Origin of the sequence: Maribacter stanieri (assembly GCF_900112245.1) — a bacterium.
Lineage (GTDB): Bacteria > Bacteroidota > Bacteroidia > Flavobacteriales > Flavobacteriaceae > Maribacter > Maribacter stanieri.
Window position 1 is genome coordinate 596,856 of sequence record NZ_FOYX01000003.1, and the last position, 21,968, is coordinate 618,823.

Consider the following 21,968-nt stretch of genomic DNA (forward strand, 5'->3'; position numbering starts at 1 on the left):
ACTATCGTAATTCTGAAAGTTGTTTGAATAATTGTTTCTCTTTATCTGAAAGGTTGGTAGGCATTGTTACTTTGTAAGTAATATAAAGATTTCCATGAACACCTTTTTTCTTGTAAACAGGCATTCCCTTTCCTTTTAATTTCACTTTAGTGTCGTTCTGGGTTTCGGGTTTTACCTTCAGTTTTACTTTTCCTGTTAAGGTTTCTACTTCTATGGAGCTTCCTAGTATAGCGTCATATAAGGATATGGATTCATTTTTATATAAATCATTTCCTACTCGTTTAAAGTTAGTGTTATTATTAATTTCAAAGGTTAAGTATAAATCGCCTTTTGGTCCTCCATTTGCTCCATCACCTCCATAACCGCTTATTTTAATGGTTTGTCCATCTTCCACCCCGGCAGGGATGGTTATTCTAATTTTTTTAGAACCAAGATCAAGAGTTTGTTTTTGATCCTCTAAAATATCACGCAAATTTAATTTTAGAGTTGCATTTAGGTCTTGACCTTTAAATTGAGAAGTTCTTCTGCCTCCGCCACCAAAACCACCACCGCCACCGCCGAACATTGATTCGAAGAAATCTGAAAAGTCTTCATTCGTTCCGCTTGACCTGGTGTAACCGCCACGATTTCCTGAAGAAGAGCTACGTTGATTTCGTTTGGCTTCCTCATAAGCATCGGCATGTTCCCAATCCTTACCGTACTGGTCATACTTTTTTCTTTTCTCAGGGTCGCTCAATACTTCGTTAGCTTCATTTATCCGTTGAAATTTTTCTTGCGCAGTTTTATCATTCGGATTTAAATCTGGATGAAGTTTGCGTGCCAATTTTCGGTATGCCTTTTTAATATCGGCTTGTGAGGCTTTCTTGTCTATTTCTAGAATTTTGTAATAATCAATAAATTCCATAGGTATTCAAAATCTAGTTTAAAGATATAAAAAGGACAAAATAATTCCTATGATACATATCATCATTTAAAAGTTCTTTTTGAATATCTCTAATTAAAATTTGAGAATGATTATCAGAGCTATCAACAATAAAACAAAACTTATTGTTAATTACTTTAACAGATAGGGGTTTTATCTTTTGCCGAGTGGTGCTATCTTTAGCGCAACTTTCATAAACTTTTTAAAATGTCCCAAGACACTACTAAATATACCGAAGATAACATACGCTCGCTTGATTGGAAAGAACATATCCGATTAAGGCCCGGTATGTACATTGGTAAATTAGGAGATGGTTCTTCTGCAGATGATGGTATTTATATACTTTTAAAAGAAGTAATAGATAACTGTATAGATGAGTTTGTAATGGGTGCTGGCAAAACCATAGAAATATCTATTAAGGATAAAGTGGTTAAAGTAAGAGATTATGGTCGTGGTATTCCACTTGGTAAAGTAGTAGATGTAGTTTCTAAAATGAATACGGGTGGTAAGTACGATAGTCGTGCTTTTAAAAAATCTGTTGGTTTAAACGGAGTTGGTACAAAGGCAGTAAATGCATTGTCCAGTTTTTTTGAAGTTCAATCATCACGAGATAACCAGGTTAAAACGGCTCAATTTAGTTCGGGTAATTTAGAGAACGAGGTTGGTCCTGAAGAATCCTCAAAAAGAAAAGGTACCAAAGTTACATTTATACCTGATGAAGCTATTTTTAAAAATTACAAGTTTAGAAATGAGTATGTAGAGCGCATGCTTAAAAACTATGTGTATCTAAATCCTGGATTAACCATTGTTTTTAATGGTGAAAAGTTTTTCTCTGAAAATGGATTACGTGATCTTCTTGAGGATAATAATAATATGGATGATATGCTTTATCCTATTATCCATCTGAAAGGAGAAGATATCGAAATTGCTATAACCCATAGTAGAACACAATATAGTGAGGAATATCATTCGTTTGTTAATGGACAACATACAACTCATGGAGGTACACACCAAGCTGCATTTAGAGAGGCAATCGTAAAAACAATTCGTGATTTTTACGGAAAGAATTATGAAGCTTCCGATATTCGGAAATCTATCATTTCTGCCATCGCCTTAAAAGTGATGGAACCTGTATTTGAAAGTCAAACTAAAACAAAATTGGGCTCTACGGACATGGGTGGTAATTTGCCAACTGTTCGTACATATATCAATGATTTTGTTGGTAAGTATTTAGATAACTATCTGCATAAGAATTCAGACACGGCCGATAAGCTTCAGAGAAAAATTATGATGGCCGAGAAAGAGCGAAAAGAACTTTCTGGTATTCGTAAATTGGCAAGGGATAGGGCTAAAAAATCTAACCTTCATAATAAAAAACTTAGAGATTGTAGAGTTCACTTAAGTGATATAAAGCATGATCGTAGATTAGAAAGTTCTCTTTTTATTACTGAGGGAGATTCAGCTTCTGGTTCAATTACCAAATCTAGAGATGTAAATACACAAGCTGTTTTTAGTTTAAAGGGTAAGCCTTTAAATTCTTATGGAATGACTAAAAAGATAGTTTATGAGAATGAAGAGTTTAATTTACTGCAAGCTGCATTAAATATAGAAGAGTCAATTGAAGATTTAAGATATAATAATATCATAATAGCTACCGATGCCGATGTTGATGGTATGCATATAAGGTTGTTGTTGATTACTTTCTTTTTGCAATTTTTTCCAGAGTTGATTAAAGAAAATCATTTGTACATTTTGCAAACACCTTTGTTTAGGGTGCGAAATAAGAAAGAAACTATTTATTGTTACAGCGATGAAGAGCGACAAATGGCAATTAATAAATTAACTGGCAAACCAGAGATAACTCGATTTAAAGGTTTGGGTGAAATTTCTCCAGATGAGTTTAGGCACTTTATTGGTGAAGATATACGTCTTGAGCCAATAATGTTAGACAAGGCAATGTCTATTGAAGAATTGTTGAGTTTCTATATGGGAAAAAATACGCCAGATAGACAAAAATTTATAATTAACAATCTTAAAGTAGAGGTTGATTTAATTGAAGATAAAGTAATATAAACTAAGTAAATACGATTGCTTCTGAATGGAAGAAAATGACGATTTAAACGAGGAGAATAACGATAATCTTTCAGAGGATAATAATGTTGATGCGGAACCGACCGATGCTCTAACAAGAGTATCTGGTATGTATAAGGATTGGTTTCTTGACTATGCTTCTTATGTTATTTTAGAACGTGCTGTACCAGCTATCGAAGATGGTTTTAAACCTGTTCAACGTAGAATTATGCACTCCTTAAAGGAGTTGGATGATGGTAGATATAACAAGGTAGCCAATGTTGTAGGTCATACAATGCAGTACCACCCACATGGTGATGCTAGTATTGCTGATGCTATGGTGCAAATTGGTCAAAAGGATTTGCTGATAGACACTCAAGGAAACTGGGGTAACATTCTAACAGGAGATCGTGCAGCTGCATCTAGGTATATTGAGGCTAGACTCTCTAAATTTGCTTTAGAGGTTATTTTTAGCCCTAAAATTACAGAATGGCAATCATCCTATGATGGTAGAAAGAAAGAGCCTGTAAATCTTCCAGTTAAATTTCCTCTGTTACTGGCACAAGGTGCAGAAGGTATTGCCGTTGGTTTATCTACCAAAGTACTTTCGCATAATTTTGTAGAGCTAATTGATGCTTCAATCAAACACCTAAAAGGACAGCGATTTAAGATTTATCCAGATTTTCCAACAGCAGGTATTATAGATGTTACAAACTATAATGATGGACTAAGAGGTGGTAAAATACGAGTTCGTGCAAAGATCGCTCAATTAGATAAGAATACGCTAGTAATCAATGAAATACCATATGGTACTAATACTGGTAGTTTAATAGATTCTATTTTAAAGGCCAATGATAAGGGCAAGATAAAAATTAAAAAAATTGAGGATAACACAGCGGCAGATGTTGAGATTTTAATACATCTTCCTTCTGGGATATCACCAGATAAAACAATAGATGCCCTTTATGCTTTTACCGCTTGCGAATCTTCAATTTCACCGCTTGGTTGTATTATAGAAGATAATAAGCCATTGTTTATCGGTGTTACGGAAATGCTTAAAAGGTCTACTGATTCAACAGTGGAATTGTTAAAGCGAGAGTTAGAGATTCAATTGAAGGAATTGGAAGAGCATTGGCATTTTGCTTCTTTAGAGCGAATTTTTATTGAAAATCGTATCTACCGTGATATTGAAGAAGAGGAGACTTGGGAAGGCGTTATCAAGGCAATAGATAAAGGTTTAGCACCTTTTACTAAACATTTAAAACGAGCCGTTACAGAGGAGGATATTACCAGGCTTACAGAAATACGTATTAAGAGGATTTCTAAATTCGATTTGGACAAAGCACAGCAATATTTAGAAAGTCTTCAAGAGCGAATTGCAGAGGTAAAACATCATTTGGCGAACCTGATTGAGTTTGCAATAAATTATTTCAAAAATCTTAAGGAAACTTACGGTAAGGAAAGAGGACGTTTAACCGAAATTAGAATTTTTGATGATATTGAAGCTACTAAAGTAGCTATAAGGAATACCAAGCTCTATGTAAATAGGGAAGAAGGCTTCGTTGGCACTTCTTTAAAGAAAGACGAATATGTAACGGACTGTAGTGATATTGATGATATTATTGTTATTACCAATGAGGGTAAAATGATGGTGTCAAAAGTTGATTCTAAAATTTTTGTGGGTAAGGGAATTATTCACGTAGCCGTATTTAAGAAGAAAGATAAGCGTACTACTTATAATTTAGTTTATAAAGATGGTAAGGGCGGTGCAACGTACATAAAGCGATTTAATGTTACGAGTATTACTAGAGATAGACTTTATGATTTAACTACAGGAAAAGCTGGTTCCCAAGTATTGTATTTCACTGCCAACCCTAACGGAGAAGCAGAAGTTATTACTGTTTTACTTCGTCAAGTGGGTAGTATTAAAAAACTGAAATGGGATATAGATTTCTCTGATGTTCTTATTAAAGGAAGAGCTTCTAAAGGTAATATAGTCACTAAGTATTCTGTAAAACGAATTGAGTTAAAGGAGAAAGGTGTATCTACATTAAAGCCAAGGAAGATTTGGTTCGATGATGTTGTACGTAGATTGAATGTTGATGGAAGGGGTGAGTTGTTAGGTGAATTTAAAGGTGATGATCTTTTATTGGTGATTAATCAGAAAGGGGTCGTTAAGACATTTTTACCTGTGTTGACTTCTCACTTTGATGATGATATGATCGTATTGGAAAAATGGATACCTGAAAAACCAATTTCGGCTATTTATTGGGAAGGTGAAAAAGAACGTTTTTATGTAAAAAGGTTCTTGGTGGAAAGCGAAAATAAAGAGGAATCATTTATTTCTGAACATCCAAAATCATATTTAGAGTTGGTTTCAACAGATTGGAGACCAATGGTTGAAATTGAATTTCCTAAACCAAGAGGTAGGGATGCTAAAGAAAATGAATCTGTTGATATTGAAGATTTTATATCGGTTAAAGGAATAAAAGCTTTAGGTAATCAATTCATTACTGAAAAGGTGAAAAACATCAATTTACTGGAGCCTTTGCCTTTTGAGCCGGTAGCGCCTGAACAACCTGAGAATATAGAGGTAGTAGATGAGGAGTCTCTAACATCTAACGATGAAAATGAAAAATCGAAGGATGGGAAAGACCCTTCGGCAGATGAACCTACATTATTTGATTAGTCGTTTTTATGAAGAATTTTTTTCAAGAGTTTAAGAATTTTGCCATCAAGGGCAATATGATCGATCTCGCAGTAGGTATAATAATCGGTACTGCGTTTAACAAAGTGGTTAGTACAATTGTTTCCGCTATTATTATGCCCCCGCTTTCCTTATTAACTGACGATGTTAATCTTTCCAATAAGAAATGGATTCTTAGAGAGGCGGGCGAAAAGGTTGAAGAGGTAGCGATAGGTTATGGAGAATTAATAGAGTCCTTAATTGATTTTGGAATAATTGCATTTACCATTTTTGTAATGGTGAAATTTATAAATAGGTTTAAGGAAAAGTCAGAAGACCCTACGAATAAGGAAGTTGAAACACCTAAGAACATAGTATTGTTGTCAAGTATGGAAAAATTGCTAAAAGAACAGAATGCTATATTAAAAGGAAAGAAATAAGAATAACTGTTTAATTATTGAGATGCCTTATTTCAATATAGAGAGTTAAGATTAGACAACTTTAAAGAATAGTTGGTTTTATAACTACCTTTACAAAAATTTTGAATTAATGGATTTTACTAACCCGCTGGTATACGGTGCACCGGCTTTCATTGCTTTTATTTTATTAGAATTAACCTACAGCAAAACCCATGGAGATGATGATCTTTATGATTGGAAAGATTTTGCTGCTAGTAGTGTAATGGGTATTGGCTCGGCAATTATTGGACCTTTATTAAAAGTTATTTTGTTAGTTGTTCTTTTTGAATATGCTTATGAGTTTTTCAATCCTATGGTAGATGGGGTTAGAACTAACATAATGGGCTATAAATCGTTTGGCTATGCATGGTACGTTTGGTTACTGTGTCAATTAGCGGATGATTTTACCTATTATTGGTTCCATCGAGCAAATCATGAAATTCGTATTCTTTGGGCAGCACATATAGTACATCATTCTTCGGATAACTTTAATCTTGGTACTGCAATCCGTAATGGATGGTTTACCTTATTGTACAAGCCTTTTTTCTATGTATGGATGCCTATCATTGGATTTCCGGTAGAAATGGTAGTGGTTTGTTTGGCAATTGAATCTTTTTGGCAATTTCAGCTACATTCTCAGTATGTACCCAAAATGGGATTCATTGAAAAAATATTCAATACACATACAATGCATCAAGTGCACCACGCTCAAAATGTGGAGTATTTAGATAAGAATCACGGTGGTTTTTTAAACTTTTTCGATAAGATTTTTGGAACCTGGAAAGAGTATGATGAAGAGATTGATGTGAAATTTGGTGTTATTCATGCGCCTAATTCTAACAACCCTATCGTAATACTTACGCATGAGTTTAAAGATATTTGGGCAGATGTAAAAAAGTCTAAAAAGTTAAGTCATAAATTAATGTACATTTTTGGACCTCCAGGCTGGAGTCATGATGGTAGTACAATGACCGTAAAGCAGCAACAACGCTTGTTTAAAGAACAAAAAGAAGCAAACCCAAAGGTTGCTTTTAATAGACCGAATTAAGGTTGATTAATTTATATAAAAAAGGGAGGCTGAAAGCCTCCCTTTTTTATGCGCATTATTTATATTAGATTTTAAACTTCCCAACCTTTTCTATATGTTCTACCAACAAATAGGTTGGCTTCTTCCATATTCGTTATTCTCATATTTTCTCCATCCCACAGTAGTTTTTTACGAGCAAAGAATTCCATAGCACCTTCAGAATTCTCTCGTTGAAGCATGTAACTTCTAATCGCTAAATTACCCATAAGTACTGTTTCTGTCATTGGTCCGGCGTAATCAAAAGAGGATGTTAGATTTAGGTGCTCATCACTGCCAAAACCGGCTTTACAAGCGTCTATCCATTTACGTTGATGGCCATACTCTGGCTCTAAATTCTCTTCGACTTCAGGTCCAAACTCAGTGGTTCCATCGTTAAGATATAATTTTGGCATTAAAGGAGAGCTATCGTTAATATTAGTGGAGATGATTCCTTTTTCACCAATGATTAATACACCGTTAGCACTTTCTTTGCCGCCTATATCATCATTTGCAGGAATAATGTCTGGATGTGATGGACGGATACCACCATCGCTCCATGTCATTTCAATAGGTGATTTTGATTTGTCTGTAGCATTAAAGTGCAAGGTTATGAAAGAAGAAGGGGGACAGCCTTCTGGGTAGTAATCTGGGGTCCACATTTTTGAAAATACTGATGCAACACTACATTCTGCATCCGTAGGGTACTTTAAATTTAATGTTCTAAAAGGTATATCTATTAAGTGGCAGCCAACATCGCCAAGGGCTCCTGTTCCAAAATCCCACCAACCTCTCCAATTAAAAGGGTGTAGGTTGGGTACAAATTCCCTTTCGGTTGCAGGTCCTAGCCATAAGTCCCAATTTAGAGCATCGGGTTTAAGGCTTGCATCTGGTTTGGGCATTTCAATTCCTTGCGGCCAAACGGGTCTATTGGTCCATACTTGTACTTTTGATACCGCACCTATTTTATCCTCATCTATCCATTGTTGCACCATACCAAGAAGTGGATTGGATCCGCCTTGATTTCCCATTTGAGTGACAATTTTGTTGGTTCTTGCCATTTGGGTTAGCGCTCTGGCTTCTTTAATGTTATGTGTCATGGGTTTTTGCACGTAAACATGTATGCCGCGCTCCATAGCCCATTTTGCTGCGGGACCATGTATATGATCTGGCGTAGAAATTGTTACGGCATCTATGTTTTTCTTCTTGTCTAACATTACCCTAAAATCATCATATAATTTTGCCTTTGGGAAGTTTTCAATGCTTTTTGCCGCACTTCCTGAAAAATCTACATCACATAAAGCTGCTACACGCTCTCTACCATTAACAGATGCGTTCTTTATATCGCTAATACCTTTTCCTCCGGCTCCAATAGCGGCAATGTTTAAACGGTCGCTAGGGGATATAAACCCAGGTCCGCCTAATACATGTCTTGGTACTATAAAAATAGAACTTGCCAAGGCAGATTTTTTCACAAAACTGCGTCGGTTAATTTTAGCTGGATTTATCTTTTTGTTGTCTTTCATGATTGTTCTTGGTTAAAAGTTGAATGGTGTAACCAAGATACATAAAAGCCCCTTGTAAAGCAATCGTGAAACAATTGATTACAAGGGGCTTAAGTGGTTGATGAAAAGTAAATTTATTCCTCTATTTCCCCAACGTTTTTTTTATTCTTCTTCATTCGTAAATCAAAAAATTCTACCATTAAAGAAAAGGCAATAGTAAAGTATAGGTAGCCTTTAGGTATTGTACCTGCTTCATTACCAAATACAACCAAATGGCTTAGATGTGCAGATTCTGCTATTAACATAAAGCCAATTAGAATTAAAAATGACAATCCTAATATTTGAATTGATGGATGTCTATTTACAAACTCTCCAACAGGGTTTGCGAATAGCATCATTATAATTACAGATATTACTACAGCTACAATCATTAGCACAAGGGCATCATTAGGATTGGGCGATATTCCGTTAGTCATACCAATAGCGGTAAGTATAGAATCAAAAGAGAATACTATGTTTATTACGGTTATTTGAAGTATGGCATTAGTTAATGAGGTTGATCTGGCTTTTTTTACTTCGCGCTCATCATGTCCTTTATCTTCTACTTTTTCATGAATTTCCTTGGTGCTTTTATAGAGTAAAAATAAACCACCGAGAAATAAGATTATTCCTTGTCCGCTAATTCCTCCGCTAATCCAATCGCTATCAAATACCCAAAAAGGTTTTTTCATTGATGTAAGTAATGATATACCAAAGAGCAATACAATTCGCATTGCCATGGCTAGAACCAATCCTAAGCTTGTCGCCTTTTTTCTTTGGTTGGGCTCAAGCTTTCCTGCTGCAATTGATATGAAAATTATATTATCTATTCCTAATACAATTTCTAGAAAAGTTAATGTGAGCAAAGCGATCCAAGCATCTGGATTTGTGAAAATTTCGAACATGGTTAGTTGATTTTTATAGCAGTTCCGGTTTTAACTACAAGCTTCTTATTAGGGTCTTTTACTGCACTTTTATATTCAAAGGTGTACGAAGAGTCCGTTGTGCTTATTATTTTATAATGTATGGCTGTTTTGCTGTGGATATCTTGTAGAACAAATTCGCAATCGTTAAACCAGCGGACGGTAGCGCTGTCAATTTTATTCTCATAATAATCTACACTGTAGTCTTCGCTTCTGGCAAATTTGCCCTCTTTTTCTACACCGTCAACTTCGTAAGTGAATTTAAAAGTTCCTGTTTTATATTTTTCACATTCGCGTTCAGGTTGATAACAAGAAGCTAGGAATATGCATAAAGCTGCTGTAGATAATAAGTTTTTCATCATATTGCAAAATAATGAAAATAGGAGTGAAGTAATGATGAAATGGATAGAATAGTTTCTATGCTGAGAGAAATTTATTTCTCTGTGTATGTTTTAAATGTTCCGTCAGTGTAAAACATGACTATTCGTTCAAGTGTTTTATGATTAGAATTATGTTCAAATTGATTTTTGTTATTCGAAGAATGAATTTGATTTTTATTTTCAGACTTGGGGAAGTCACCTTCACCGTACAGCAGCCATTGCAAATCGACTTCAGAAAATGCTTCATCAATTTTCATAATGAACTCTAAGCTGGGTTTATTTCTGCCGTTTAATAAATGTGAAATACTTGATCGTTGAACATCTATTAAATCTGCGAATGCAGCCGATGAAAGTTCCTTGTGAGCTAAAATTGTCTTTAACCTTAATATAAAAGATGTGGTGTCTAGCATGTTTACAAAGTTAATATATTCTTTAATCTAGTTCTGTTATAAGTTTAATAAATAGGTGTTATACAGGTGTCATTTATCAAGTTTTGGTTTAAATAAAATATTATAACACACTGATTTAAAACATTTTAATACCAAAATTATTAAAAAAGTTAATTTTGTAAACTAAGGAAGCTTGTGTTCAGTTTAATTTCATTTGAAAATGTTTACAATTGTAAACTAAGGCTGTAGTATTTTTGCATTTATAAAAGTTGAGTGAAAATGAAGGAATCAAATTATAGTGAGATTTATGTTTCTAATATTTTAGGGAGATATATTACGTATGACCATATAGATGAATTTATAAATGGCCTGCCCAGCACTTTTAAAATCGAAAAAGTAGGGGAGTCTGTACGTGGAGAATCAATTAAAAGCATAACGTTTGGCAATGGACCAAAACGTATTTTAATGTGGTCTCAAATGCACGGTAATGAATCTACGACAACGAAGGCTGTAATTGATTTATTAAATTATTTAAAACGGAATGTTGCAGAAGTATCTGATATTTCAAACGCATGTACATTAAAAATTATTCCGATTTTAAATCCTGATGGAGCTCGAGATTATACGAGAGTCAATGCTAATAAAATTGATCTTAATAGGGATGCGCAAGATTTATCACAACCAGAGAGTCGTGTGCTAAGAAAGGTCTTTCAAGATTTTGAACCATACTTCTGCTTTAATTTACATGATCAGCGAACTATTTTTAATGTTGGGGAAACTAACAAGCCTGCTACAGTTTCTTTTTTGGCTCCAGCTTTTGACAAGGAACGTAACAATTCTCCATCACGAGAATTAAGTATGCAATTAATTGCAGCTATGAATAATAGGTTGCAAGAAGAGATTCCCGGTCAAGTAGGTAGGTATGATGATGGTTTTAATGCTAATTGTGTTGGTGATGCTTTTCAAATGAGTAAAACCCCTACTATTTTATTTGAAGCTGGTCATTATCATGAAGATTATAATAGAGAGAAAACAAGAGCTTTCATATTTAAGGCTCTTTTAAAAGGTGTTTCTACTCTTTTAAACAACACAATTTCAGATTATAGTATAGAGCAGTACCTATCTATTCCCGAAAATGGAAAACAGTTTGTAGATGTAATAATTAAGAATGATGACTTTATTTCTAATCATTTAACCAATAGTAAAGCGGTTGCGATACAATATAAAGAGGTTTTAAATAAGGGCAAAGTTGAGTTTAGGCCAGAATTACATGTGTTTGAAAAGGAACCTAAAGAATTGTATGCGCATAAGACATTGAATTGCAACGATGAAAATGACCTTAAGTGGTTAAAAGAAAATGATTTATTGAATCTTCAACCGTGATATTCTTTGTCTTTTTTCTTTGAAAAGGTAAAATTGTTTACGTTTTCTATAAAAAAAACGAAGTTTCAATGAATTTAATGTGATTATTTTTTATTTTTGGCAAAAATTTTACAACTATGGGCAAAGTCAAATTAGACGAAATAGACCACCAAATTCTGGATATGTTGATTGACAACACCAGAACTCCTTTTACCGATATTGCAAAAAAACTACTTATATCTGCTGGTACAGTGCATGTAAGAGTTAAGAAAATGGAGGAAGCAGGAATTATAAAAGGATCATCCCTTACTTTAGATTATGTAAAACTAGGATATGCTTTTATAGCTTATGTTGGTATTTTTCTTGAAAAAACACATCAGACAAAATTTGTTCTTGAGCGTTTAAATCAAATACCTAATGTAACTATAGCACATATAACAACAGGGAAATTTAATATTTTCTGTAAAATTAGAGCAAAGGATACTACACATGCCAAAAACATTATCTTCAAAATTGATGATATTGATGGTATTAGTAGAACTGAAACTATGATTTCATTAGAAGAAAGCTTCAACGATAAAAAGCGTTTGATGCATACCATTTTTAATGAGTTATAAATAACGGTTATTCAACTAACTTAAATAAAGCCCGGTTATCTTATATAATTGGGCTTTTTTGATTTTTAATTATATAAATTTTATTCAATGAGAGTTAAGGATTTACAGGAAAATGAATTTCAATATTTTTATAAAACCTATTTAAATACCCTCGATGAGCAAGATGATTTGAAATCAGCTTTACAAAATGGTAAAGAAAGCTTTAAAGGCTTGGTTCATGGTTTAACCGATGAACAATTTAAATATAGTTACGGAGAAGGCAAATGGACCGTAGCTGAAGTTTTGGTGCACTTGATTGATACTGAGCGGGTATTTCAATATCGTGCCTTTAGAATATCAAGAAATGATAAAACCCCATTGCCTGGTTTTGATCATAATATATTTGTTGTTGAAAGTAATGCTAATCAAAGAACCAAAGAAGATATACTTAAAGAATATCTTTTTGTTCGTAACGCCTCAATAAATTTGTTCGATACAATGTTAGATGAACATTTAAAAAGAACTGGTACTGCTAGTGATATTCCTTGGTCAGTAGCCGCGTTAGGTTTAGTGATAAGTGGTCACCAAAAACATCATGAAAATATATTGAACGAGCGCTATTTTAGTTAATCTAGCTCTTCTTCATTTTCCATCTCAAAATTTAAGTAGATTGCTTTCGTCAAATCTTCCGATTGCATTACTTCTTCGGGTGTTTTGGTTTCTAACTCCTTTTCTATATTCTCTTCAAAATTTGCGATGAAGTTAGAAAGGCTTTTACTTATCTTAACAAGATACAATGTATCTACTGTTCTTAACTCTACAGCTTCAACATAATCACCTTTAATATTTTTGAAGCTGATAATGTCTTCATCACCATATCCATAAGGATAAGTTTCTATTAAAAGTGCTGCTAATTGGTGGTCTAATTTACGGTAATCAATAAGTCGTCTGGTCATAACTAATTTATTTATAGAGGGTTGTGATTATCTATAACTAAGCTAGCAATTAAAATCACATTTCGCTTTATAGAGTTGTGAAAGTGCCTGTTTGAGTATATGAAGTTTTTAAACTTTGTAGTAAGCGAAAGCTTCTGAGAATAAATCTACAGGAATTTCTACATCGAACTCAGGTTCACCAATAGATTTTAAGAGGACAAAGTTTACTTTACCGTGCGAATTTTTCTTATCATACTTCATAAGTTTAAGAATGTTGTCAATATCATCATTCAAAAATTCTACTTTATCATATCTATTTAAGAATGTAGTTTTTATATCTTCTAAGCTTTCATTAGTTAGTCCTAAAAGTTTATTTGATAAATAAGCTTCTAAAATCATTCCTATCGCAATTGCTTCACCATGTAAAAGCATTTCTTTAGATTCATTCTCTAAGAAGTAAGATTCAATAGCATGACCAAGTGTGTGTCCGTAATTCAAAATTTTACGAATATGTTGCTCTGTGGGGTCTTGAAGTACAACTTTGTTTTTTATCTGAATAGATGTTAGAATATGATTTTTCATATCCTCTAAACTTTCTGCATCTTTTAAGGCTTCCCAGTAAGCTGTGTTTTGGATTAGTCCGTGTTTCAGCATTTCTGCGAAACCGCTTCGTACTTGTCTATTATCAAGAGTATCAAGAAAATCTGGCACAACTAATACCATTACTGGTTGGTTGATAACACCTATCTGATTTTTCAAGGAACCTAGATCTATTCCCGTTTTACCACCTACAGAAGCATCTACCATAGATAATAGGGTAGTAGGTACGTTTATAAAATCTATTCCTCTTTTAAAAGTTGAGGCTATAAACCCACCCATATCGGTCAATACGCCACCACCAAGGTTAATCATAACGCTTTTTCGGTCGGCACCTAATTCAGATAAAGCTTCCCAAACACCTATGCATGTTTCAATGTTTTTATTTACTTCACCGGATTCAATTTCAATAATCTCAAACTGATATTCACCACTAATCTCTGCCATAAAATTTGGTAGACAAAGTTCATGTGTATTTTCATCCACCAAAATAAAAACAATAGAATATTTCTTTTGAGCTAAATGAGAATTTAAAGCTTGAAAAGCTTTTTCTTTAAAATGTACTGCGTAAGAATCTGAAATTATAGAATCCATTAAAAATATGGCTTAGTATTGATTACTATTTCACCGCAAAATAAAGGTTATTTTTAGTCTTAGGATTATAAATTCTGTGATTATATTTGATCGTTATAGAAATTTTAAAAAATGGACCAAATATTTGAAAATACCGCAACGGCATTTGCTTTAAAATCAGACTCAGAATTAGAAAGAGCTTATTTTCTTTTTAAAATGATTTCAAATGAACCATTAGTGAAAATGGGTTCGGTAATTACCAATTTTGCTTTTAAAGCACATTTACCTGTAGAAGGTCTTATTAGGGCTACTGTGTTTGATCATTTTTGTGGAGGCGTAAATGAACGTGATTGCTTGCCTGTAGTGGACCGAATGTGGGGAAAAGGAGTTTGCTCTGTTCTAGATTATTCAGTTGAAGGTAAGGAAGAAGAAGACCCTTTTGACACGGCTACCGAAATGATTTTGACAATTTTAGACTTTGTCAAAGAAAAGGAAGCTATTCCCTATGCAGTTTTTAAACCAACCGGTTTTGGAAGATTTGGGTTGTATCAAAAAATTAGCGAGAAAAAAGAACTTACAAAAAAGGAACAAGCTGAATGGCAACGTGTTGTTAATAGGTTTGACAAGGTTTGTAAAAAAGCGCACGACTTAGAGGTGTCTTTGCTTATAGATGGCGAAGAAAGTTGGATGCAAGATGCCGCAGACGATTTAGCTGAAGATATGATGCGTAAATACAACAAAAAGAAAAGAATTGTATTTAATACTTTACAGACATACAGATGGGATCGATTACCTTATTTGAAAGCACTTCAAGAACGTGCGGTAAAAGATGGTTTTTTGGTAGGTATGAAGGTTGTACGTGGTGCATACATGGAAAAGGAAAATGAAAGAGCCAAAGAAAAAGGGTATACTTCTCCTATATGCAAAACAAAAGCAGAAACAGATGAAAATTTTAATGCTACCATTGAATATATGATAGATAATCTTGATTCTCTATCTATTTTTTCCGGTACGCATAATGAAGATAGTTGTTACCGTCTAATGGAGTTAATGGAGCAAAAAGGTATAGCTAAAAATAATGAACACGTTTGGTTTGGGCAGTTGTATGGAATGAGTGACCATATCTCATATAATTTAGCGGCCAATGGCTATAATGTTGCTAAATATTTACCATTTGGACCCGTACGTGATGTAATGCCTTATTTAATTAGAAGAGCGGATGAAAACACTTCTGTTGCCGGACAAACTAGTAGAGAGCTATCGTTATTGAAAAAAGAAAGAAAGCGTAGAAAGATATAATTTTTATTTATTGTAGTTCCACTTTCTGAATGGTGGCTTTTTCTCTACAATTTTTTACGGTAAACCTATAATCTCGTTCCTTGTATTCAGATTCTACAATGTATGTTTTACAAGGAACAGATTTAGTATCGCTTTTACCAAAATCAACATCACCTTCTGTTAAAATATAGGTAACCCCAATAGAGTCTAATTGAAACTCTTGAAGTTTTTGCTTTGCTTCATCGCTATAGTACATTGCCTTTGAACGAATATCTTTTAGTGTTCTACAATCAGGAAGATAGCAGAAATACACTCCGGTTTCTTGAGATTTCTTTTTAAGAAAGAAAGTAAGAAATACAATACCAATGGATAAACCTACCAAGAAAAAACCTAACCTTTTAAGAAAATCCATTTATGCGTTTTATGTAAAATTAAAAATGCAAAATTATGTCTTTTTATAGGATAGAAAAAAGAATGCTTTCAGTATTCTAAAAAATAAGAAAATTAATATCACTGTATTGTAAGTCAAACCACTCTCCAACAGATTTGTTGGTAAGAATACCATGATACATATAAAGTCCGTTACGTAGACCTTTGTCAAAACGTAATGAATTTTCTAAACCGCCATCTTCACCAATTTTTAATAAATACGGAGTGAATATATTGCTGATACTTACAGAAGCTGTTTTTGGATATCTTGACGGTATGTTTGGAACTCCATAATGTATTACATCAAATTTTCTTCTTGTAGGTTTATTATGATCGGTAATCTCGCTAGTTTCAAAGCAGCCGCCTGTATCAATACTTACATCTATGATAACGGCACCTTTTTTCATATGCTCTACCATAGTGCTTGTAACCACTACTGGAGACCTGTCTTTACCTCTTGTGGCACCAATAGCTACATCACAACGTTTTAAAGCTTTAAGTAGATTTTTTGGTTGAATAGTAGAAGTGTAAACGGTCTGTTTTAAATTGGTCTGTATATTTCTGAGTTTGGTGATAGAGTTGTCAAAGACCTTTACATTGGCACCAATGCCTATAGCTGAACGCGCGGCGAACTCTCCAACTGTACCTGCTCCAATAATAACAACTTCTACAGGTGGTACTCCACTGATGTTACCAAACATTAAACCATTACCGTTATTATTTGCAGCCATTAATTCCGCTGCAATTAATACAGAGGAAATTCCTGCTATTTCACTTAAAGACCTTACAGCTGGGTATTTTCCTTCTTCATCACGAATATATTCAAAAGCAATAGCGGTAATTCTTTTTCTGGCAAGTTCTTCGAAATACTCTTTATATTGAGTTTTAATTTGAAGCGCAGAAATAACCGTTGTTTGCGGATTTATAAATTCTATTTCGGTTAGGGTAGGAGGCTCCACTTTTAGAATAAGAGGACAAGCAAAAACTTTTTTTGTATCTCTTGTTATCTCGCCACCTGCAGTAATATAATCTGCATCTGAATAATGTGCGCCTTCACCTGCACCAGATTCTATTAAAACACGATGTCCATTTGCTGTAATTGCATTAACTGCATCAGGAGTTAAACAAATTCTTTTTTCTTGATATTGATTTTCTTTCGGAATACCTATAAAAAGCTCACCTTTTTGACGTAAAACCTCTAAGGTTTCCTCTTGTGGAATTAATTGATGTTTGCTAAAGGGTGAAGTGGGTTGGTTCATAACTAAAATATGCGTTGTTCAAATCAATGACTTGAAACTCAAATGTACAATTTTTAAAGAAATGAATGTTTTGTACTATCTGTAAAGATAGTTTAATGCTAAAGTTTAAGATGAAGCCAGTTTTGCAAGCGATTTTGTAAACCTTTTAAAATGTTCTCAATATTACCTGTAGATAGTTTGGTATTTAACTCTTCTGAAATAGATGGAGCTTCAAGGTCTTCATTATTAGTTGATTTATGCTTGTTGCCAAAACCTTTCGCTTTTAATTCTTCAAGTTCCGCCTCCATTGCCTCTAAGTCTATACCATGTACATGTTTATCATAAAGTTTAATACGAATAAAATACACAAAAGGTATTGTTATCATGCAAATTGGTATTATCCACCATATATTATCAGTATCAATATAATGATCGGAATCATAAAATACTTCAAATAATTGAAATGCATACATCGCTATTGGAATGATAATAATATGGTACCACCAATCTCTTGACGTTAAAAACCAAAATATTAACAGATATAATGGAACAATTTTAGAAGTCAAAAACCATAGGTATGTTGATGCATCAGGAAATCCATTTCCACCTAAAGTAAAACCGAAAAGAGATATGTCACCATTTGAATCGTATGGCAAATAATCATAGGTCTTATATAGGAAAGGAGAAATGGCTATAAAGAAAACTATAAGAGATTCTAGGAAAATCTTTTTTTTAGCTTTTTTTCTTTTAGATTTATTAATCATTGGGACATATAGTATTACTATATGCTAACGATGTAAATACCTAAATATTATATATAAAAAAAGAGCAATTAAATTGCTCTTTTTATTTCAAAAAATATAATAATTATATTTTCTTAGTCAACTTCCTTTTATCAACATTTAATTGTTGATTATCAATATCAATAACTGGAGCAGTCATTGCTAATAAAAATACGCCTAAGGCAAGGGAAGCTAAGAATGTTCTTTTGTTTTTCATTTTCAAGGGGTTTTTGGTTAAACATTAGTTTGTTCTCCTACAAACGTAAGAAATAATGTACAATTAAAAATGTTTTAAACGTTAAAAATGAGCATTTTATCTGATTTTATGAACATTACATCGATTTTTTGGTTTTTCATCGAATAAATACAATAATAATTCGGTCTCAACGATGTTCGTTTTCTACATATAAGGTTTGTACAAAACCATAAAGCTATAACAACTAGTTATGAGAGTTTTAGCCTACGAGTTGACTCATCTAGAATTTCTATAGTTATTTCTTGAACGTCTTTCGGAATTAGGTTGGGTATTTTCTCTGGCCACTCCATGAATATCCAACTGTCAGAGGTTAAATAATCATCTATGCCCATATCCATAGCTTCTACTTCATCTTCAAGTCTGTAAAAATCAAAATGATAAGCTAATAATTCTCCATTTTCTAATGCATATTCATTTACTAGACCAAATGTAGGGCTGCTTACATTATCCTTACTGCCTAACTCCTTAATAAATGCTTTAATAAGTGTAGTTTTACCAGCACCCATTGGAGCATAAAAAGCTAAGGTTTTGCTATTTGATTTTTCTATTAGCTGCTTTACAATGTTGCTTAAATCTTCTTCTTTATAAATAAATTCCATATTCCAAAAACTATTTAGGCTCCAAAACTACAAAAGGTATAATCATTTCTTCTAATGATACACCGCCATGTTGGTATGTATTTCTATAATAACTAACATAGTGATTGTAATTATTTGGATAAGCAAAAAACAAATCATTCTTAGCGAAAATATAAGAGCTACTCATATTAATACTTGGTAAATGAATAGATTTAGGATCTTTTGCAGCTAGCACATCATTCTTTTCATAAGTTAAGCTCCTACCGGTCTTGTAACGTAAATTTAGACTGGTATCTCTGTCGCCCACTACCTTTGAAGGTGATTTTACATTTATAGTTCCATGATCAGTAGTGATGATTAACTTCATTCCCAAAGTTTGTGCTTGTTGAATGATTTCTAACATTGGGGAATTTTTAAACCAACTTGTGGTTAGCGATCTGTATGATTTATCATTAGATGCTAATTCCTTAATTACCTCCATTTCGGTTTTGGAGTGAGATAGCATATCCACAAAATTATATACAATAACAGTTAGGTCATTGTCTTTTTGCCCTTTGAAATTCTGACTTAAATGCTTTCCTTGTTTAAGACTACTAATTTTATGATACTCCCATTTTAAATCTAATCCCAGTCTTTTTAACTGTGCATCAAGAAATTTATCTTCAAATAAATTTTTACCTCCTTCATCCGTATCGTTTTTCCACCAATCCGGATACTTTTTCTCCATATCTAAAGGGGTAAGTCCAGAGAATATAGCGTTACGTGCATATTGTGTAGCCGTAGGTAATATGCTATAATATGAATCTTCTTTTTTCTTTTTGTAAAAGGAGTTTACAGTATCTTCAAAAGCGTACCATTGATCGTAACGCAAATTATCAACTACAATCAATAAAGTTTTTTGATCTTTAATTTCTGGTGCAATCCATTTTTTGAATAGTGTATGAGACATTACCGGTGCATCAATATCTGTAAACCAATCTTCATAGTTGCGCTCTACGAATTTCCCAAATTGCTGATTTGCTTCCGTCTTTTGCGATTCAAGAATTTCGAACATGCCACTATCTTCAATTTCTTCTAATTGTAGTTCCCAATAAATAAGCTTTTTATACAAATCTGCCCATTCTTGATAAGAATTAACCATTGATAAGTCCATCGCAATTTTTCTGAATTCTTGCTGATAGTTGCTTGTGGTTTTTTCAGAAACTAATCTAGAATGATCTAAATTCTTTTTTAAAGAAAGCAAAATCTGGTTTGGGTTTACTGGCTTAATTAGGTAATCGGCAATTTTAGAACCAATAGCTTCTTCCATTATAAACTCTTCTTCACTCTTGGTAATCATAACCACGGGTAAGGAATTATCTATTACTTTAATTTCTGAAAGTGTTTCTAAACCAGATATACCTGGCATATTTTCATCTAAGAAAACAATATCTACTCTAGTTTCCGCTAATTCTTCTAAAGCCTCTTGTCCACTCTGGCAGTTGATTACGCTATAGTTTTTAGATTCAAGAAAGATGATATGAGGTTTGAGTAAATCAATTTCATCATCTACCCATAATATTTTTATTTTGTTCATTGAATTATTATTTGACGATAATCAAATTCTATGCTAATGCTTTTGTATAACTTTGAAATGTTAATTTCAGAAAAGACGACGTTATCTTGAAGACATCAAACAAATTGAAAATCTTTAATGATCCAATTTACGGATTTATTAGAATTCCCAATACGCTCATTTTTGACCTCATTGCAGATCCTTATTTTCAAAGGCTCCGAAGAATTTCTCAAATGGGACTATCTTATTTAGTGTATCCTGGGGCACACCATACTAGATTTCATCATGCATTGGGTTGCATGTATTTAATGCAGAAATCAATACAAGTACTTCGTTTTAAAGGAGTTGAAATAACTCAGAAAGAAGAAGACGGACTTTTAGGAGCTATACTTTTACATGATATTGGGCATGGTCCCTTTTCACATGCTATGGAGCATAGCATTGTAGAAGGTGTTAGTCATGAGTTTATTTCGCTTCAATTTATGAAGGAACTTAATGAGCGATTTAACGGAAGTTTAACGGAAGCAATTTCTATTTTCACCGGTAAGCACTCGAAAAAGTTTTTAAATCAATTGGTATCTAGCCAGTTAGATATGGATAGACTTGACTATTTAAAACGAGATAGCTTTTATACTGGTGTAGCGGAGGGTAATACCAATGCGGAACGATTAATTACGATGTTAAATGTTGTAGACGGTAATTTAGTAATTGAGGAAAAGGGAATTTATTCGGTAGAAAAATTTCTTATGGCTCGTCGCTTTATGTACTGGCAAGTGTACTTGCATAAGACTGCAGTAGTCGCAGAACGTTTACTAATTAGTATTCTTAAGAGAGCACGATCACTTATTGAAAAAGGAGAAACTTTAGTTTGTAGCCAAGCGCTAGATTATTTCTTAACCCACCATATTGATATAAATAATTTTGATAGTGATACGTTAGAAAAATTCGCCAAACTTGATGACGTTGATATATTGGCTGCTTTAAAAGAATGGCAAAATTCAAGTGATTTTGTGTTATCCGCTCTTTGCGAGATGATAATACATAGAAAGCTATTACATATTAAGGTTAAAAAGGATCCTATTTCTGATAGTAAATTTTTAATTCAACAAAATAAGGTGAAAAAGCGTTACAATCTTACAGATGAAGAAGCTTCATACTTTGTTTTCAAGGGAGAGTTAAAGAATAAGGCTTATGATAGGGAACATCAGACTATCAACATTTTAAGAAAAAATGGAAAGATAACAGATGTTGCCAAATTATCTGACCACCTTAATTTGAATGCACTTTCAAAAACAGTGACCAAATATTATATGTGTTATCCTAAAGAAGGTGTTTAACAATTTTTCTTACTTTT

At 33.3% G+C, this 21,968-nt stretch carries 22 protein-coding genes; 9 read left to right on the forward strand and 13 right to left on the reverse strand.

The genetic code is table 11. The features are described from left to right. Position 1 precedes the first annotated feature (1 nt). Positions 2–904 (reverse strand): DnaJ C-terminal domain-containing protein, encoded by a 903-nt coding sequence (locus BM296_RS16335; protein WP_091904552.1) that lies wholly within the window; start codon positions 902–904, stop codon positions 2–4. 225 nt (positions 905–1,129) lie between these two features. On the opposite strand from BM296_RS16335, the gene BM296_RS16340 reads away from it, so the two are divergent. The 4 genes from BM296_RS16340 to BM296_RS16355 all read left to right on the forward strand — a co-directional run bounded on the left by BM296_RS16340 (position 1,130) and on the right by BM296_RS16355 (position 7,184). Continuing rightward, a complete protein-coding gene (locus BM296_RS16340) occupies positions 1,130–2,995 on the forward strand; it encodes a DNA topoisomerase IV subunit B (protein ID WP_027066892.1) in 1,866 nt (621 codons plus the stop codon). A gap of 25 nt (positions 2,996–3,020) precedes the next feature. Beyond that, the gene (locus BM296_RS16345) at positions 3,021–5,681 is read left to right on the forward strand and encodes a DNA gyrase/topoisomerase IV subunit A (RefSeq protein WP_091904554.1); all 2,661 of its coding nucleotides are present in this window, start codon (positions 3,021–3,023) and stop codon (positions 5,679–5,681) included. An 8-nt stretch (positions 5,682–5,689) separates the two neighbouring features. Next, positions 5,690–6,118, forward strand: coding sequence for a large-conductance mechanosensitive channel protein MscL (mscL, locus tag BM296_RS16350; protein WP_027066894.1), 429 nt, complete (start codon positions 5,690–5,692; stop codon positions 6,116–6,118). 109 nt (positions 6,119–6,227) lie between these two features. Further along, positions 6,228–7,184 (forward strand): sterol desaturase family protein, encoded by a 957-nt coding sequence (locus BM296_RS16355; RefSeq protein WP_027066895.1) that lies wholly within the window; start codon positions 6,228–6,230, stop codon positions 7,182–7,184. A 71-nt stretch (positions 7,185–7,255) separates the two neighbouring features. On the opposite strand, the gene BM296_RS16360 is transcribed toward BM296_RS16355, so the two are convergent. The 4 genes from BM296_RS16360 to BM296_RS16375 form a co-directional block, all read right to left on the reverse strand. After that, complete coding sequence (locus BM296_RS16360; protein WP_091904556.1) at positions 7,256–8,725, reverse strand: Gfo/Idh/MocA family protein; 1,470 nt, start codon at positions 8,723–8,725, stop codon at positions 7,256–7,258. A gap of 113 nt (positions 8,726–8,838) precedes the next feature. Continuing rightward, a complete protein-coding gene (locus tag BM296_RS16365; RefSeq protein ID WP_091904558.1) occupies positions 8,839–9,648 on the reverse strand; it encodes a TerC family protein in 810 nt (269 codons plus the stop codon). A gap of 2 nt (positions 9,649–9,650) precedes the next feature. Then, positions 9,651–10,028, reverse strand: a complete 378-nt coding sequence (locus BM296_RS16370) for a hypothetical protein (RefSeq protein ID WP_317041561.1) — start codon at positions 10,026–10,028, stop codon at positions 9,651–9,653. Between the two features lie 71 nt (positions 10,029–10,099). Then, positions 10,100–10,456, reverse strand: a complete 357-nt coding sequence (locus BM296_RS16375) for a helix-turn-helix transcriptional regulator (protein WP_091904560.1) — start codon at positions 10,454–10,456, stop codon at positions 10,100–10,102. Between the two features lie 258 nt (positions 10,457–10,714). Between BM296_RS16375 and BM296_RS16380 the strand changes: the two genes are divergently transcribed. The 3 genes from BM296_RS16380 (at position 10,715) to BM296_RS16390 (ending at position 13,023) form a co-directional block, all read left to right on the forward strand. Then, a complete protein-coding gene (locus BM296_RS16380; RefSeq protein WP_091904561.1) occupies positions 10,715–11,818 on the forward strand; it encodes a M14 family metallopeptidase in 1,104 nt (367 codons plus the stop codon). Between the two features lie 116 nt (positions 11,819–11,934). Continuing rightward, positions 11,935–12,414 (forward strand): Lrp/AsnC family transcriptional regulator, encoded by a 480-nt coding sequence (locus BM296_RS16385; protein ID WP_027066901.1) that lies wholly within the window; start codon positions 11,935–11,937, stop codon positions 12,412–12,414. An 87-nt stretch (positions 12,415–12,501) separates the two neighbouring features. Next, positions 12,502–13,023, forward strand: coding sequence for a DinB family protein (locus BM296_RS16390; RefSeq protein ID WP_091904562.1), 522 nt, complete (start codon positions 12,502–12,504; stop codon positions 13,021–13,023). On the opposite strand, the gene BM296_RS16395 is transcribed toward BM296_RS16390, so the two are convergent. Together BM296_RS16395 and aroB are read right to left on the reverse strand one after the other, a co-directional pair. Next, a complete protein-coding gene (locus tag BM296_RS16395; RefSeq protein ID WP_091904563.1) occupies positions 13,020–13,349 on the reverse strand; it encodes a hypothetical protein in 330 nt (109 codons plus the stop codon). The two genes, BM296_RS16390 and BM296_RS16395, sit on opposite strands and share 4 nt — an antisense overlap. A 108-nt stretch (positions 13,350–13,457) precedes the next feature. After that, positions 13,458–14,519, reverse strand: coding sequence for a 3-dehydroquinate synthase (aroB, locus tag BM296_RS16400; RefSeq protein WP_091904565.1), 1,062 nt, complete (start codon positions 14,517–14,519; stop codon positions 13,458–13,460). Between the two features lie 111 nt (positions 14,520–14,630). Between aroB and BM296_RS16405 the strand changes: the two genes are divergently transcribed. Continuing rightward, on the forward strand, positions 14,631–15,797 hold the full coding sequence (locus BM296_RS16405) for a proline dehydrogenase family protein (protein WP_091904568.1): 1,167 nt from the start codon (positions 14,631–14,633) through the stop codon (positions 15,795–15,797). A gap of 7 nt (positions 15,798–15,804) precedes the next feature. Here the strand turns inward: BM296_RS16405 and BM296_RS16410 are convergent, their stop codons facing one another. The 6 genes from BM296_RS16410 to porX all read right to left on the reverse strand — a co-directional run bounded on the left by BM296_RS16410 (position 15,805) and on the right by porX (position 20,635). Then, positions 15,805–16,188 (reverse strand): DUF4258 domain-containing protein, encoded by a 384-nt coding sequence (locus BM296_RS16410; protein WP_091904571.1) that lies wholly within the window; start codon positions 16,186–16,188, stop codon positions 15,805–15,807. Positions 16,189–16,264: 76 nt separating this feature from the next. Continuing rightward, positions 16,265–17,464, reverse strand: a complete 1,200-nt coding sequence (locus BM296_RS16415) for an alanine dehydrogenase (protein WP_091904575.1) — start codon at positions 17,462–17,464, stop codon at positions 16,265–16,267. 98 nt (positions 17,465–17,562) lie between these two features. Next, on the reverse strand, positions 17,563–18,207 hold the full coding sequence (locus BM296_RS16420) for a hypothetical protein (RefSeq protein ID WP_091904579.1): 645 nt from the start codon (positions 18,205–18,207) through the stop codon (positions 17,563–17,565). Positions 18,208–18,310: 103 nt separating this feature from the next. Beyond that, positions 18,311–18,442, reverse strand: a complete 132-nt coding sequence (locus tag BM296_RS19720; protein WP_262493897.1) for a hypothetical protein — start codon at positions 18,440–18,442, stop codon at positions 18,311–18,313. 227 nt (positions 18,443–18,669) lie between these two features. Beyond that, positions 18,670–19,080: a tRNA (adenosine(37)-N6)-threonylcarbamoyltransferase complex ATPase subunit type 1 TsaE gene (gene tsaE, locus BM296_RS16425; RefSeq protein WP_091904582.1), complete on the reverse strand. Its 411-nt coding sequence runs from the start codon at positions 19,078–19,080 to the stop codon at positions 18,670–18,672. Between the two features lie 10 nt (positions 19,081–19,090). Further along, positions 19,091–20,635 (reverse strand): T9SS response regulator signal transducer PorX, encoded by a 1,545-nt coding sequence (gene porX / locus BM296_RS16430; protein ID WP_091904584.1) that lies wholly within the window; start codon positions 20,633–20,635, stop codon positions 19,091–19,093. An 86-nt stretch (positions 20,636–20,721) separates the two neighbouring features. On the opposite strand from porX, the gene BM296_RS16435 reads away from it, so the two are divergent. Further along, positions 20,722–21,951 (forward strand): HD domain-containing protein, encoded by a 1,230-nt coding sequence (locus tag BM296_RS16435; RefSeq protein ID WP_091904587.1) that lies wholly within the window; start codon positions 20,722–20,724, stop codon positions 21,949–21,951. Positions 21,952–21,968 lie beyond the last annotated feature (17 nt).

Excerpts from the sequence above, each read along its gene's own strand:
- BM296_RS16410 (WP_091904571.1), bottom strand. The coding sequence starts at position 16,188 with ATGGATTTTCTTAAAAGGTTAGGTTTTTTCTTGGTAGGTTTATCCATT.
- BM296_RS16360 (WP_091904556.1), bottom strand. The coding sequence starts at position 8,725 with ATGAAAGACAACAAAAAGATAAATCCAGCTAAAATTAACCGACGCAGT.
- BM296_RS16365 (WP_091904558.1), bottom strand. The coding sequence starts at position 9,648 with ATGTTCGAAATTTTCACAAATCCAGATGCTTGGATCGCTTTGCTCACA.
- tsaE (WP_091904582.1), bottom strand. The coding sequence starts at position 19,080 with ATGGAATTTATTTATAAAGAAGAAGATTTAAGCAACATTGTAAAGCAG.
- BM296_RS16385 (WP_027066901.1), top strand. The coding sequence starts at position 11,935 with ATGGGCAAAGTCAAATTAGACGAAATAGACCACCAAATTCTGGATATG.
- BM296_RS16405 (WP_091904568.1), top strand. The coding sequence starts at position 14,631 with ATGGACCAAATATTTGAAAATACCGCAACGGCATTTGCTTTAAAATCA.
- BM296_RS16355 (WP_027066895.1), top strand. The coding sequence starts at position 6,228 with ATGGATTTTACTAACCCGCTGGTATACGGTGCACCGGCTTTCATTGCT.
- BM296_RS16395 (WP_091904563.1), bottom strand. The coding sequence starts at position 13,349 with ATGACCAGACGACTTATTGATTACCGTAAATTAGACCACCAATTAGCA.
- BM296_RS16375 (WP_091904560.1), bottom strand. The coding sequence starts at position 10,456 with ATGCTAGACACCACATCTTTTATATTAAGGTTAAAGACAATTTTAGCT.
- BM296_RS16420 (WP_091904579.1), bottom strand. The coding sequence starts at position 18,207 with ATGATTAATAAATCTAAAAGAAAAAAAGCTAAAAAAAAGATTTTCCTA.
- BM296_RS16390 (WP_091904562.1), top strand. The coding sequence starts at position 12,502 with ATGAGAGTTAAGGATTTACAGGAAAATGAATTTCAATATTTTTATAAA.
- mscL (WP_027066894.1), top strand. The coding sequence starts at position 5,690 with ATGAAGAATTTTTTTCAAGAGTTTAAGAATTTTGCCATCAAGGGCAAT.
- aroB (WP_091904565.1), bottom strand. The coding sequence starts at position 14,519 with ATGGATTCTATAATTTCAGATTCTTACGCAGTACATTTTAAAGAAAAA.
- BM296_RS16380 (WP_091904561.1), top strand. The coding sequence starts at position 10,715 with ATGAAGGAATCAAATTATAGTGAGATTTATGTTTCTAATATTTTAGGG.
- BM296_RS16335 (WP_091904552.1), bottom strand. The coding sequence starts at position 904 with ATGGAATTTATTGATTATTACAAAATTCTAGAAATAGACAAGAAAGCC.
- BM296_RS16415 (WP_091904575.1), bottom strand. The coding sequence starts at position 17,464 with ATGAACCAACCCACTTCACCCTTTAGCAAACATCAATTAATTCCACAA.
- porX (WP_091904584.1), bottom strand. The coding sequence starts at position 20,635 with ATGAACAAAATAAAAATATTATGGGTAGATGATGAAATTGATTTACTC.
- BM296_RS19720 (WP_262493897.1), bottom strand. The coding sequence starts at position 18,442 with ATGAAAAACAAAAGAACATTCTTAGCTTCCCTTGCCTTAGGCGTATTT.
- BM296_RS16345 (WP_091904554.1), top strand. The coding sequence starts at position 3,021 with ATGGAAGAAAATGACGATTTAAACGAGGAGAATAACGATAATCTTTCA.
- BM296_RS16370 (WP_317041561.1), bottom strand. The coding sequence starts at position 10,028 with ATGATGAAAAACTTATTATCTACAGCAGCTTTATGCATATTCCTAGCT.
- BM296_RS16340 (WP_027066892.1), top strand. The coding sequence starts at position 1,130 with ATGTCCCAAGACACTACTAAATATACCGAAGATAACATACGCTCGCTT.